This window comes from Mesorhizobium sp. IMUNJ 23232 (assembly GCF_044326205.1).
Classification (GTDB): Bacteria; Pseudomonadota; Alphaproteobacteria; order Rhizobiales; family Rhizobiaceae; genus Kumtagia.
Genome location: NZ_JBIRCY010000005.1, coordinates 178902 through 192306, shown reverse-complemented (window position 1 = coordinate 192306; position 13405 = coordinate 178902). Strand labels below are relative to the sequence as shown.

The following is a 13405-nucleotide window of genomic DNA, read 5'->3' as shown; positions in this document are numbered from 1 at the left end:
GAACCGGTCTTACAGTAAGGTGGCTTGGGGGGAAGCATGGATTCCGATATGTTTGTGATGGCTCTGGGCTACCTTTCGATAGCCATTACCATCATCGCGGCGGTCGCTCTCTATTATATATTTTTGGTGAACCGCAAAGCAATCATTCTAAAAAGGACGACGAATCGCTCGCTACAGAAAGCAGAATCTGTGGAGAAGGTAGTAAAAAATATAGAGAAGGCGGTAAAAAGTGCGCAGAAATCTGCCATGGCAGCATCAAAATCTGCCAGATTGGTGGCCGAAAGAGCTGGCTGGCTGACACCTCAAACAGCAGGAGGGTTCAACGAAGACGAGATAAAGGCCATCGATTTGGCCGCAACCCTTCGATCTTCGGATCTTATGTCACAGTCGGTCGAGGCAGTCGCCCCGGCGTTGTCCGGAGCCCGGATAGCGCTCGGCGTCGGCCAGTCGTTCATGGCTGGAAGCGCAAGCGCCACACGTCTCAACATGGTGCCGGATATGGCCCTCAAAGATGTAACCTACCGTGCTAAAATGCTCGGGTCGGCCGAGCGGTGCCATGGGGATGGGGCATCCTATCACCACTATGGCAGCGCTGAGCTTACGCCGCTGACGGAGACGCTGGTTCGATATGAAATTCAGTTCTCCAACGAACAACGAATATCCGGCGACTATCATCCGAAGGCCCGGGGAGCGACCCCTCTTCCCACCGCGTGCATTACATTTGAACAACTGTTTGATGAACACCGCAGGGCTGCGGGAGCTTCCACGGAACCAACATTTGCGGACTTTGATGTGGCGGTGAACGTTGCCCGAAACGAACTCAGCCTCGAACATATCTCCGGCCCGCCCGCCATAGATCGCACTAAGGATGCTATTCGCAAAGCCCATGATGTGTCGCGGGCCGAGTTTCCCGATCTGCCTGCCGGTCATTCGATCACATTCGAGCGGCATGGACAGAACAATGAGGGTAGCAGCACTCCCGCCGGCCAATATATGACAGACCATCGGGCTTTCCGGCTGAAAGTGAATTCCTGGTCGAGAGAGATCACTGGTTCCGACCTGCCCGCCCCTTGGATAGCCACGCAAGTGTCCGGTGCATACGGTTCGCCTCGACGGCAGACAGCCGCGGCGCAGTTGTCCATGGCGCTCAACGACGCCGATTACTTCCTGGCGACACCAGACTATCCTTTCATGCATTATGGAAAGGCGAAGGAACCTCACCCCAGGGCCGGTGACCGCCATCCCACGGCCAACGGCACCATGATGCCAGCCATCTATATGGCCTACGCTCGCTATCACGTGCAGGTCTTACGGAGGAACTGGTTCCCTACACATATGGGAGAAGCATTTTTTCGCGGTAATTTCATCCTTGTCAGTTTCCGGGCAATGGTGCCGCCCTTGCGAATTTCCCCGGTCTGCGTTTCGACGACGCTGACCATGATCGAGGCATTGGGATTCGACGTGGAAGATGCGGGCGTTCCCGTTCGAATTGTCGGCGCCCCCGAACTGGTGGGCGAATTGACCTTCCGAATCCAGTGCGCTCGCGAACTCAAGAATCCGATCGTCGGATTGGCAAAAGGTTCTTTCGGGCTCGCAGAGATCGGCGCCATGGGTAGCGGTGCGACAAACATATCGGATAGCCAGAAATTGAACCCTAGGTTCCGGCCGTCATTTCGTGAAGGTTACACTGACCATTTTGCAAAAGGCTTTGTCGACGACTTCGGGCTAGAAGATCTCGAAGATTGGTATGAGACATTTGAGTTCAGCAATTGGGCGGTTGCTCAGCGCGTACGATGCAAGCCGATGCCGCAGACCATCGATGAACCGATCTCGCTCGATACTGCCCGTCCCGACGACAGCGAGGTCGACGACATTTGAACACCGGTGACACCCTGCATAGTAGGGCAGTATGGTTTCAAACCGTCTTCCAGCAATTCAGCTTGGTAGTCCACGGACGAGTCCACACGGGCGATACCGAAAACTGTACTTCGCTCGTTAAATCTCCCGAAACCATCGCGCCACACGCGACCTTAACCCAACCGCGCTAGGCTTGACTTTCGTTTTGAGACCAGAGGCGGCAGTCTGAATGTTTGTTGAGCGGGACCGATCCGCCGGGGAAGGCACAGTGCAGGAACGGCGCGACGCTGCCCAGAACGACAAGCGCATACTCGGGCATGTCGTCCAGTGCGACGGCGCCCGCGCGACGATCGCCGCTTTCGCCGACGACGCGGAAGGCGCCATCACGGGCATGTGGACCGTCGGCAAGATGATCTCGATCAATCTCGGCCCGATCCGCACCGTCGGTCTCGTCTACGCCATCGGCAAGGCCGACCGCCACTGGAACCCCGGCGACCAGAACGCCATCGAGGTCAGCGTCGAATTGATCGGCGAGGTGCGCGACAGTGTTCCGCCAGCGGCTCCGGTGTTCGACCGCGGCGTGACCCAGTATCCGCATATCGGCGCGGTGGCACACCGCATCCGCTCGCGCGACCTGCAAGCGGTCTACGACCTCGCCGGGCGTCCGGCGGTCACTCTGGGCTCATTGTCCCAGGACGAGACGATCGAGGCCCGCATCGCCATCGACGACACGCTGTCGCGCCATTTCGCCGTCGTCGGCACCACCGGCGTCGGCAAGTCGACCGCTGTGTCCCTGCTGCTGCGCAAGGCGATCGAGGCGCGGCCGGATCTGCGCATCCTCATCCTCGACCCGCACAACGAATTCGCCAGCGCGCTGCCCGAACACAGCTACAAGATCGACACCAACAGCCTGGAACTCCCCTTCTGGCTGTTCCGGCTGGAGGAACTGGCGGAGGTTCTTTTCCGCGGACGGGAGGTGGTGCCTGAAGAGGTCGACGTGCTGCGCGATCTCATTCCCGTCGCCAAAAACAATTACAAGAACGCCGCCTCCGGTGGCCTCGTCCGGCGCGGCCAGGATTCGATGACGGCCGACCTGCCGGTGCCCTACCGCATCGCCGACCTGATCCGCCTGATCGACGAGCGGATGGGATTGCTGGACAGTAAGAACGACCGCCCTGCCCTCAAGGCGTTGCGCACGCGCATCGAGTCCGCCATCAACGACCCGCGCTACCGCTTCATGTTCGCGGCGCGGCTGATCGAGGATTCGATCCACGAGACCATCGGCAAGATCTTCCGCGTGCCGCATGGCGGGCGGCCGGTCACCTGCTTCGAGATGGCCGGCCTGCCCTCCGAGGTCGTCAACTCGGTCTGCTCGGTGCTGGCGCGGCTCGCGTTCGACCTTGCGCTATGGAGTGAGGGCAAGCTGCGCCTGCTGCTGATGTGCGAGGAAGCGCACCGCTACATGCCCTCCGATTCGCGGCTGGGATTCGCGCCGACGCGCCATGCCCTGTCGCGCATCGCCAAGGAAGGCCGCAAATATGGCTGCTTCCTCGGCGTCGTCACGCAGCGCCCTGGCGAACTGGACCCAACGATCCTGTCGCAATGCTCGACGATCTTCGCCATGCGTCTCGCCAACGAGCAGGATCAGGCGATCATCCGTTCGGCCATCGCCGACTCATCCGCGTCAACCCTCTCCTTCCTGTCGTCCATGGGCCAGCGCGAGGCGATCGCCTTCGGCGACGGCATCGCCACCACCATGCGGTTCAAGTTCGAAAGACTAACAGCCGATCGCATACCAGGCGCGGGCAAGCATCATGCGGCGGATGTGGTGTCCGGCGTCGGCGGCGAGGTCGATCTCGCGATGATCGTTGACAAGCTCCGCAACCACCAGCGGCCCACGGGACCGTCGCTCGCTGCAGCCGAGCCGGTCGAGCCGGCGCGGCAGGCCGGCGACCCGGGATACCGCAGGGCGCCCTTCCCCGAGCAGTCGTCCAGCCAGAGCGTGCAACGCGACGACCAGCGCAGCGAGTTTCGCAACACCGGCTTCGGCCAACGCCGATAGGCCGCCCAAACGCGCTCAATCTCTCTTATCGAAATTTTGGTCCGACCGGGATGGAATGGCACTTCACGCGCTGACGCGGTTTCGGCCTTCTTTCTTCGCCTGGTAAAGCTGCTGGTCGGCGCGGCGGAAGAAGTCCTCCGCTGTTTCCTTGTGGTCCCAGACCGCCAGCCCGACGCTTGACGTGATCCTGAGGCGCACGTTGCCGGAAAGGATCGGCATGTTGGCAATGCCCTTGCGGATGCGCTCGGCTAACCGCGTCAGCATGTCCAGATCCATGTTCGGCGCCACCACGGCGAACTCCTCGCCGCCCAGCCGCGCCACCACGTCGTGATATCTTGTCATGTCCTTCAGGCAGCCGGCGACCACGCGCAACGCCTCGTCGCCGACGTCGTGGCCATGTGTGTCGTTGACCTGCTTGAAATGGTCGAGATCGAAGATCATCAGCCCGACCGGCTTGTCGATCTTACTGAACTCCTCAAGATATTCCTTGAGCGCCTCGTCGAAGTAGCGCCGGTTCTGCATGCCGGTCAGCGCGTCGGTCAGAGCCGCCTGTTCCAGCGTCACCGAGCGGTCGCTCAGCGACTTGGTCATGGCACGGAGCTTGCCTTCTTCCTTCACCTGGGTGCGGATCAGCGGATAGATGAAGAAGATGCCGAAGAACAGCGCGGTGGCGATCAGTACGCCGGTGGCGAACAGCAGATGCGCCAGATAGGTGAAGTGGGCGGCCACGTCCTGAGCGCTTGCCAGAACCCGGGGACTGTCCTGCAGCACGTCATAGGCATGCAGGATCACCACACCGGCCGCAAGGATCACGGCGATGAAAACAATGAAGGCCGACTCGGATTTGTGGAACCTCATTGCCGCTCCGCACGCATACGGCGGACTTATCGCAGCTTCGACCTTACGGAGCGTTAATATCAACAACCATGGCGTGAACCATGACTTAAACGTCAGGTAACCATAGTTCCTGAGAACTGTTTCGATCCCTTTCTTCGGATTCGCGCCTTACTGACTGAATTCTTTGCCATTCCGGTCCGAACTGGTTGCGGAACCATGTCGATTGTCGCTTGGCATATTGGCGGGTTGCAATCTTTGCGCGAAGGATCGCCTCGCCCTCGGAAATCTCCCCCGCGGCGGCGGCTGAAAGCTCCCTGACGCCGATGGCTTTCATCGCCGGCAGCGCCGGGTCGAGGCCAAGTTGCATCAAATTGTGCACCTCCTCGCACGCGCCGCGTTCCAGCATCCTGTCGAATCGCGCCTCGATGCGCCGGATGAGTTCAGCCCGATCCGGATCTATGACGAGCAGGCGCGCACTGCCTCGGTCGACGAGTGGCTGACCCTCTATCGCCTGCCACTCCCGCAGCGACTTTCCCGAGCTTTCCAGCACTTCAAGTGCACGCACGATCCGCTGGCTGTCCGAAGGCCGCAGCCCGGAAGCGGTCACCGGGTCTTCCCGCATCAAAATCCTGTGAAGCCTGTGTGCGCCCTGCTCCATCAATTCGTAGCGCCAGCGGTCGCGCACATTCTGCGGAATATCGGGCATCTCCGAGAGCCCCTGCAGCAGCGCGCGGAAATAAAGCCCGGTGCCGCCGACGAAGACCGGCCTGCGCCCATCGAGCACGCCGCTGTCTATCAGCCGCATGACGTCGCGCAGCCACGCGCCGGTCGAATAGGGCGTAGAAGGATGGACGTGCCCGTAGAGATGATGCGGCACGCGCTTGAGTTCCGCTTCGGAGGGGCGCGCCGTCAGCACGTTCAGCACCGAATACCCCTGCATGGAATCGGTGTTGACGATCGTCCCACCGACGCGCTCGGCAATATCCAGCGCCAGCGCCGACTTGCCGCTGGCGGTGGGCCCGGCTATCAGGATCGCATCCTTCAGCCGTCCCGCATCCCGAACGGACTCTTCCATGTCGCTCGTCGCCACGCTGATCTCGCACCCGGCTGAACGCGCCGTAAAACCTGCGCTGGTGGATATGGCATCGCGCGCCTTGAAGGCAACCGATTCGCGCTGGCTTGCGGCTGGCATCGCCTGCGACCTGACTTTGCCGGACGGTCTGGACATGCGGGACCAGGCATCCGGCCTCCGCGCCGAGCTGGCGTCCGCGAAAATCGATCTCGTCATCCAGCCAAGGGAAAGCCGCAGGAAGAAGCTGCTGCTCGCCGACATGGACTCGACCATGATCGACCAGGAATGCATCGACGAACTGGCCGACGAGGTCGGGCTGAAGGACCACGTCGCGAAAATCACCGCGCGCTCGATGAATGGCGAACTGGCTTTCGAACCGGCACTGCGCGAGCGCGTCGCCCTGCTGAAAGGTCTGGACGCCGGCGTCGTTGATCGCATCGTCGCCAACCGGCTGACGCTGGCCTCCGGCGGCCGCGAACTCGTTGCCACCATGCGCCATAACGGTGCCTGGACGGCGCTGGTTTCGGGCGGCTTCACCGCCTTCACGACGCGCATCGCCGAAAAGCTCGGCTTCGACGAGAACCGAGCCAATATTCTGCTGGAGGCCGATGGCAAGCTGGCCGGCAAGGTCGCCGAGCCGATCCTCGGACGCGAGGCCAAGGCGATCGCCCTGACCGAGATCGCCGCGCGCCTCGGCATCTCCACCTCGGATGTCATCGCCGTCGGCGACGGCGCCAACGATCTCGACATGCTGGCGCTGGCTGGCGCGGGAGTCGCCCTGCACGCCAAGCCGGCCGTCGCCGAGCAGGCTCGCATCCGGATCGACCACGGCGACCTGACCGCCCTGCTTTATATCCAGGGTTATGCCGAGGCCGATTTCGTCAGATGATCCTTTCCAAAACAAACCGCCTCATCCTCCGCAACTGGGAGGAGCGCGACCGCGACCTCTTCCACCGCATAAACTCCGATGACACGGTGATGGAGTTCTTCCCCTTTCGCCGCGATCGCGCGCAGAGCGACGCGATGATGGACCGCATGCGCGCCGAGATCGACCGCGACGGTTTCGGCTGGACGGCGGCCGAAATCGCCGCCACCGGCGAATGCATCGGTTTTGTCGGCTTGCACGCCGCGGAAATCGTTCCGGTCGTGCCGGCAGGTTCTTTCGAGATCGGCTGGCGGCTCGCCCCCGAATTCTGGGGCAAGGGTTATGTCACGGAAGGTGCGGCAAAGTTGCTGGACTTCGCGTTCGACAGCCTCGGACTGAACGAGATCGTCTCATTCGCCGTGGCAAACAACGACCGCTCCACCGCCGTCATGAAACGTCTCGGCATGAAGCGCGAGGCCTATTTCGACCACCCGGGCGTTCCCGATACGCACCCCGCGTTGAAGCGACATCAGCTTTACCGGCTTGCGCGGGAAGATTGGAAAGCGCGCCAAGCCTTATCGGAATAGACTGCCAGCCAAGCAAAATCAGATACTTGGTTGACTTTCCGGACTCAATCCATCCGCAACGTCACGAACCTGAGTTCGCCTGACTTCGACGCCAGCATCAGCAGCGCGTTCTTGCGGCCCTGTTCCTTCAGCGCGCCGATGCGGTCCATCACGTCCTTCGGTGACGACACCGATTCCTGCGCGATCTCGGTGATCACTTCGCCGGCGAGGATGCCGCGCTCGGCCGCAAGCGACTTCGGCTCGACCTCGGTGATCACCACACCCGAGACATCGCCGGCGATCTCGAATTTCTTGCGCGTCTCGTCATTGAGTTCGCCGACCGTCATGCCCAGCACCGAGGCGGTCGTCACCGCCTGTTCCTGCTCCTCGCCGGCGCTCTCCTCGGCCGAAGCCTGCTTCTCGCCGTCCTCAAGCCGGCCGAGCGTGACCTTCACTGTCTGCTCGACGCCCTTGCGCACGATCAGCACGTCGACGGCCTTGCCGACCGGGCTTTCGGCCACGACGCGCGGCAGGTCGCGCATGTCCTTCACGTCCTTGCCGTCGAATTTGAGGATCACATCACCGGCCAGGATCGTTCCGTTGTCCACCGGGCCGCCCTTGATGATGCCAGCGACCAGCGCTCCCTTGGCGGTTGCCATGCCCAAGCTCTCGGCGATCTCGTCGGTCACCGGCTGGATGCGCACGCCCAGCCACCCACGCCGCGTCTCGCCGAACTGGCGAAGCTGGTCGACGACGCCGATCGCCAGTTCCGATGGGATCGAGAAGCCGATGCCGATCGACCCGCCGGAGGGCGAGATGATCGCCGTATTGATGCCGATGACCTCGCCTTCCATGTTGAACAGCGGTCCGCCGGAATTGCCCCGGTTGATCGCCGCGTCGGTCTGGATGAAGTCGTCATAGGGGCCGGCATTGATGTCGCGGTTGCGCGCCGAGATGATGCCGACGGTCACCGTGCCGCCGAGCCCGAACGGATTGCCGATCGCCATCACCCAGTCGCCGATGCGCATGACGTTGGAGTCGCCGAATTTGACGGCGGTGAGTTTTTTCAGCTTCGGGTCGACCTTCAGCACGGCGATATCGGTCTTGGTGTCGGTGCCGACCAGTTCAGCCTTCAGCTTCGACCCGTCGGAGAAATTGACCTCGATCTCGTCGGCATCGGCGATCACATGATTGTTGGTGACCACGATTCCCTGCTCGGCATCGACCACGAAACCAGAGCCCAGCGACTGGACTTTCTGGTTTCCGCCGCCGCCCTGGCCACCCTCGCCTTCGCGGTTCTTGAAGAAGTCGTCGAAAAAATCCTGGAAGGGCGAACCTTCGGGCAGTTGCGGCATCGGCACGGCGTTCGGCGCCTCGGTGCCCTTGACGTTCTGCGTGGTCGAGATGTTGACCACCGCACCGAGCAGCCTTTCCGCGAGATCGGCGACCGAGGCCGGTCCGTGCGAGGGCTGGAGCTGAACCTGAGGCGGAGCGACCGGTGCTGGCTGCGCCGCCGCCGGAGCGGGTTGTGCCTGCTCCTGGGCCAGCGCCAGCGGCGCAAAGGACGGAACCACAAGCACACCGGAAAGCAAGGCGGTCGTCGTCGCGAACAGTCTCTTGGCGATGGCCGAACGGACGGACGTTGCGCTCATGTAGTCGTTCTCCGGAAATTTGCGGAACCTGCGTGTCCTGCGGAATGCAAAACCTGCGGTTCGTTCAAGACATTAGGCGTGCTGATATTCGGGTCAGGCAGCAGCGCCCGAATGTCGACCGTGGACAAGAAATAGGGCGTGTTTGCGGCTCTGCCTATCGGCAAAATCACAAAGTTGCGTGAGAGCGCGACGCGGCGGCCTACCCACGCACCAGCCAGACGATGGCGACACCGGCGGCAATCGCTACAAGGCCGGCGCCGCGCAGCGTATTCTCCGACATCGACAGGACTTCCGTGGCGAGCTTTTTCGCCAATGCCGGAAAACCGCCATAGACCAGGCCCTCGACAACGAGGACAAGGCCCATGGCGGCCAGGAAGTCGTTCACCTGCCGGCGCCTATTGCACGGAGCCTGTGGACGAAGTCCCACTGGGCGCCGGAGCTGGAGCGGCAGGCGCCGCCGGCTGGACGGTCGGAGTTCCCTCCGCATTTTTGAAGTAGCGGAAGAACTCTGAATCCGGCGTCAGCAGCATCGTCGTGCCCTGGCTGGTAAGGCTGGTGCCGTAGGCGTTCATCGAACGGTAGAACTCGAAGAAAGCCGGATCCCGCTGGAAGGCGTTGGCGAAGATGATGCTTCGCTGCGCCTCGCCCTCGCCGCGCAGGATTTCCGATTCCTTGCGGGCTTCGGCCACCGTCTCGACGACCTCGCGGTCGGCGCGGGCGCGGATGCGCTGCGCCGCCTCGTTGCCCCGCGCCCTGAGCCGCTCGGCTTCGGCGAGACGCTCGGCCTTCATGCGGTCGTAGGTCTGTTGCGAGACCTCCTGCGTCAGGTCGGTGCGGCGGATACGCACGTCCTCGATCTCAAGGCCGAGCGATGTCGCGTCGGGGCGAAGCTGGTCGCGTACTTCGCGCATCATAGACGCGCGCTCTTCCGACAGGGCGGCCTCGAAGCCACGCAGGCCGTATACGCGACGCAGCGCCGCGTCGAGACGGGTGCGCAGCCGCTGCTCGGCCAGCGGCACGCTGCCCGATACGGCCGAGCGGAACACCCGCGCATTGTTGATGCGATAGGCGATGAAGGCATCGACCTCATAGAACCGGCCGCCCGACACCTGGACGCGGATGTCGTCCAGGTCGAAGCGCATGACGCGATCCTCGATGATCTGGACATTGTCGGCTTCGAGGAAGGCGAACGGCGCCTTGAAGTAGATTCCGGGCTCGGTCTTCACGTCGACGATCTCGCCAAAGCGGAGCACGATTGCCTGTTCCCGCTCGTTTACCACGAAGATCGAAGAATAGATCAGGAAAAGCACGACGATGGCGACAACGCCAATAGCTGCGAGGCGGTTCGACATCAATTGCTCCCTCCGGTGGCCGGGGCGCGCTTCTGCAGTTCGGGAAGCGGCAGATAGGGGACCACGCCCTGGCCGCTGCCCGGCTCCACGATCACCTTGTTGGCGTCGCGCATGACCCGTTCCATGGTTTCGAGATAGAGGCGCTTGCGCGTCACATCCGGAGCCTTGGCATATTCATCGTAGACGGAGATGAAGCGCTGAGCCTCGCCTTCCGCCTCCTGCACGATGCGGTTCTTGTAGGCGGCTGCCTCTTCGCGGATCTGCGCGGCATCACCGCGCGCGGCGCCGAGTTTCTGGTTTGAATATTGGTTAGCCTGCTCGACGAAGCGGTCCTCGTCCTGCTCGGCGCGCTGCACCTCCTCGAACGCGTCAGCCACCTCACGCGGCGGCGCGGCGTCTTCGATGGAAATGGCGTTGATAGTCAGGCCCGCACCGTACTCGTCCATCGTCTGCTGGATGTTGGTGCGCACCGTGTCGGCGATGCCTTGGCGGTCGTCGCGGAAGATGTCCTGCGCCGGGCGTCGTCCGACGGCCTCGCGCATGGCGCTTTCGGCGACCTGCCGCAGCATTTTGTCCGGATCGGCCACGTTGAAAAGATAGGCCCTCGGATCGGCTACCTGGTAAGCGACGGAAAAGCGTACGTCGACGATGTTCTGGTCGCCCGAAAGCATCAGGCCGGTGGTCGAACTGCCGCGCCCTTCCGGAATGTCGATGAGCTGCTCCGCGGTCTTGGCCTTCTCGACCGTTTCGATCGGCCACCAGTGGAAGTGCAGGCCGGGCTCGGACAATTCCGCCTTCGGCTTGCCGAAGCGCAGTTCAACGGCCAGTTCGTCGGGCTGCACGGTGTAGATTGCCTGGAACAGCCAGAACACGACGATCACGATGCCAATGATGGCAAACATCAGCGGGTTGGCGCCGCCACCACCGGGCAGCACGTTCTTCAGCCGGTCCTGGCCACGCCGTATGATGTCCTCGAGGTCGGGCGGAGAACCTTGCGGGCCGCTCGGACCGCGCGGCCCCTGGCCCCATGGACCACCTCCGCCGCCATTGCCGCCGCCGCCCCAAGGGCCGCCGCCGCCGCTCTGATTCTTCCAGGGCATCGAATTCCTTTCACTCCGCGCGCCGCACGTTAGGGTGTGTTGAGATTTGGGTCAGGCTGAGCCGAAAATGGCGATTTCGAGGTCGCGCAGCGACGAGCGGAGCGTACATTTGGGTACGTGAGCACCGGAAGCGCAGAAATCACCATTTGCAGGCCAGCATCACCCAAATCTCAACACACCCGTGACCGGCGGTCGTATGCAGTCGTTGTCCCTTGTATAGGGTTGCGCCGTCACGCTTTCAACGCGGGCCGCGCCCGCCACGATCAATCCCACGTCAAATTACCAGGAAACTGCCGGATCGCCCCGCTATTTGCTGTAGCGCATGCTTCTGCCACGCCGGACGGGCAGCCGACAATGCGGCATTTCCGGTCTCGCTGCCGTCCATTTTTAGGCCGGCTTCGAAACGATCGCCGCCGCCCAGAAACTCATGACGAGATCGAAGACTACGTCCGCCCGGCTGCCTCATCACGTCGCTCATAGACGGTATAACGTGTCGCATGGCTGTCCTTCTCGCCGGCCGGCACGTCCTCTGCCGAGACCTCGGCCCACACTGCCGGGTCGACGATGGGAAACAGCGTGTCGCCGTCGATGTCGGCCAGCACATGCGTGAGTTTCAGCCTGTCGGCGAGGCCGATCACCTGCCGGTAGATCTCGCCGCCACCAATGATGCAGATCTCATCCGCGCCGGCCATGCAGCGGCCCTTTGCGGTCGCCAGCGTCAGCGCATCCTTGAGCGAGGTGACCACCTCCGCGCCTTCCGCGCGATAGGCCGGATCGCGGCTGATCACGATGTTGAGCCGGCCGGGCAGCGGGCGTTTCGGAAAGCTCTCCCAGGTCTTGCGGCCCATCACGATCGGATTACCCATCGTGCCCGCCTTGAAACGCTTAAGGTCGCTCGAAAGCCGCCACGGCAGCCCACCCTCGCGGCCGATCACGCCATTTTCGGCGACGGCGGCATAGATCGCGATACGCATCAGTTCGCCGTGCCCGCCGGTTCCAGGATCAGGATATCGAGGTCGCGCTCAGGATAATAATCCGTGGCTTCGAGTTCGAACCGCGTCGGCCCGGTCTTTTTCAATCCCGTCGCGCAGAAGCTGACGAGGTTTTTCGGGTCGCCCTTGTCGACCGTGAGATGGAATTTCCCGATCGTGCCCAGCGCCCAGTTGCCGCCGGTGGTCAGCACATATTGCAGGCGGTTTTCCGACAGCGCCGGATAGCCGTCAGGGCCGGCTTTCGCTTTGACGACGGCGTTCTCGAAACTTTTGTCGATGCAGTAGCGCTGCCTGTATTCCGGATACGCCTCCTGGAACGCGCTGCCGTTGTAGAAGTTCAGACCGACCGAGGCGCCGACGCTCGGCCGGTAGCGATGCGCCACCGCGACCGGCTTGCCGGCCGGAAAACTCGCCCGCCACCAATAGGTGGATTTCAGCGTCCACAGCGGCGTGCGCACGTTCTTCCAGCCCGAGCCGTCGTCGTAGGAATCGATCAAAATGATGCCGCGATCGATCCAGTCGGCCGCGACGTCTTCCGGCAGCTTTTCCAACGCGGCGAAGACCGGCTTGGCGAAGGGATTGACCGGCACGCCCTGCGCCTTCAGCAATCCGGTCACGTCGACGCCCACGGCCTCGGCCCGCTGCTCCAGTTCGGCCTTCACCGGCGCGCCAGCCACCGTCACCTCGAGGCCCAAAAAATTGTCGGAGGTGTCGTCCGGCAGTTGCGGCATCTCGTGCGGGTTGGCATCGACGTCCGGCATCGGAAAGGCGACGATCGTCTCGAAATCCTTGTCGGACTGGTTGCGAAAAATATAGTCGACCTTCACCTCCTGCATCGAGATGAACAGTTTTTCGCTTTCCATGGCGATGTCGTCGGTGCGGCCGAGAATAATGCCGCCGGCGCCGAGTCCGGCGATGGAATCGTTAGCCGCCGCAGGCACGGCCATCGACGCCAGCCCTGCCGCCGCGCAGAGAACCCGGACAAGTCGGGACATTCTTCTTCTCCCTGATGACGGAACCGGAGCGGCTCCCGCCGCATGGAAGCGAACG

General features: G+C 62.5%; 12 protein-coding genes. 4 read left to right on the top strand and 8 right to left on the bottom strand.

What is annotated here, in order from left to right; all coding sequences use genetic code 11:
* Window positions 1-36: 36 nt before the first annotated feature.
* Together ACH196_RS05745 and ACH196_RS05740 are read left to right on the top strand one after the other, a co-directional pair.
* A complete protein-coding gene (locus tag ACH196_RS05745; protein ID WP_396645679.1) occupies window positions 37-1878 on the top strand; it encodes a hypothetical protein in 1842 nt (613 codons plus the stop codon).
* A gap of 208 nt (window positions 1879-2086) precedes the next feature.
* Window positions 2087-3919: an ATP-binding protein gene (locus tag ACH196_RS05740; protein ID WP_396645678.1), complete on the top strand. Its 1833-nt coding sequence runs from the start codon at window positions 2087-2089 to the stop codon at window positions 3917-3919.
* 63 nt (window positions 3920-3982) lie between these two features.
* On the opposite strand, the gene ACH196_RS05735 is transcribed toward ACH196_RS05740, so the two are convergent.
* Window positions 3983-4777, bottom strand: a complete 795-nt coding sequence (locus tag ACH196_RS05735; RefSeq protein WP_396645676.1) for a GGDEF domain-containing protein — start codon at window positions 4775-4777, stop codon at window positions 3983-3985.
* 85 nt (window positions 4778-4862) lie between these two features.
* Window positions 4863-5831, bottom strand: a complete 969-nt coding sequence (gene miaA / locus ACH196_RS05730) for a tRNA (adenosine(37)-N6)-dimethylallyltransferase MiaA (RefSeq protein ID WP_396645753.1) — start codon at window positions 5829-5831, stop codon at window positions 4863-4865.
* Between miaA and serB the strand changes: the two genes are divergently transcribed.
* Window positions 5830-6717, top strand: a complete 888-nt coding sequence (gene serB / locus ACH196_RS05725) for a phosphoserine phosphatase SerB (protein ID WP_396645674.1) — start codon at window positions 5830-5832, stop codon at window positions 6715-6717. The two genes, miaA and serB, sit on opposite strands and share 2 nt — an antisense overlap.
* Window positions 6714-7280, top strand: coding sequence for a GNAT family N-acetyltransferase (locus ACH196_RS05720; RefSeq protein ID WP_396645672.1), 567 nt, complete (start codon window positions 6714-6716; stop codon window positions 7278-7280). Before serB ends, ACH196_RS05720 begins: the two co-directional genes overlap by 4 nt.
* 44 nt (window positions 7281-7324) lie before the next feature.
* Here ACH196_RS05720 and ACH196_RS05715 read toward each other — a convergent pair whose 3' ends face one another.
* The 6 genes from ACH196_RS05715 to ACH196_RS05690 form a co-directional block, all read right to left on the bottom strand.
* On the bottom strand, window positions 7325-8911 hold the full coding sequence (locus tag ACH196_RS05715; RefSeq protein ID WP_396645670.1) for a DegQ family serine endoprotease: 1587 nt from the start codon (window positions 8909-8911) through the stop codon (window positions 7325-7327).
* 199 nt (window positions 8912-9110) lie between these two features.
* The gene (locus tag ACH196_RS05710) at window positions 9111-9296 is read right to left on the bottom strand and encodes a DUF2065 domain-containing protein (RefSeq protein WP_396645668.1); all 186 of its coding nucleotides are present in this window, start codon (window positions 9294-9296) and stop codon (window positions 9111-9113) included.
* Between the two features lie 10 nt (window positions 9297-9306).
* Window positions 9307-10263, bottom strand: a complete 957-nt coding sequence (gene hflC, locus ACH196_RS05705) for a protease modulator HflC (RefSeq protein ID WP_396645667.1) — start codon at window positions 10261-10263, stop codon at window positions 9307-9309.
* Window positions 10263-11363, bottom strand: coding sequence for an FtsH protease activity modulator HflK (gene hflK, locus ACH196_RS05700; RefSeq protein ID WP_396645666.1), 1101 nt, complete (start codon window positions 11361-11363; stop codon window positions 10263-10265). Before hflK ends, hflC begins: the two co-directional genes overlap by 1 nt.
* A 443-nt stretch (window positions 11364-11806) precedes the next feature.
* Window positions 11807-12337 (bottom strand): dihydrofolate reductase, encoded by a 531-nt coding sequence (locus ACH196_RS05695; protein WP_396645664.1) that lies wholly within the window; start codon window positions 12335-12337, stop codon window positions 11807-11809.
* The gene (locus ACH196_RS05690; RefSeq protein ID WP_396645662.1) at window positions 12337-13350 is read right to left on the bottom strand and encodes a DUF4424 domain-containing protein; all 1014 of its coding nucleotides are present in this window, start codon (window positions 13348-13350) and stop codon (window positions 12337-12339) included. Before ACH196_RS05690 ends, ACH196_RS05695 begins: the two co-directional genes overlap by 1 nt.
* Between the last annotated feature and the right edge of the window lie 55 nt (window positions 13351-13405).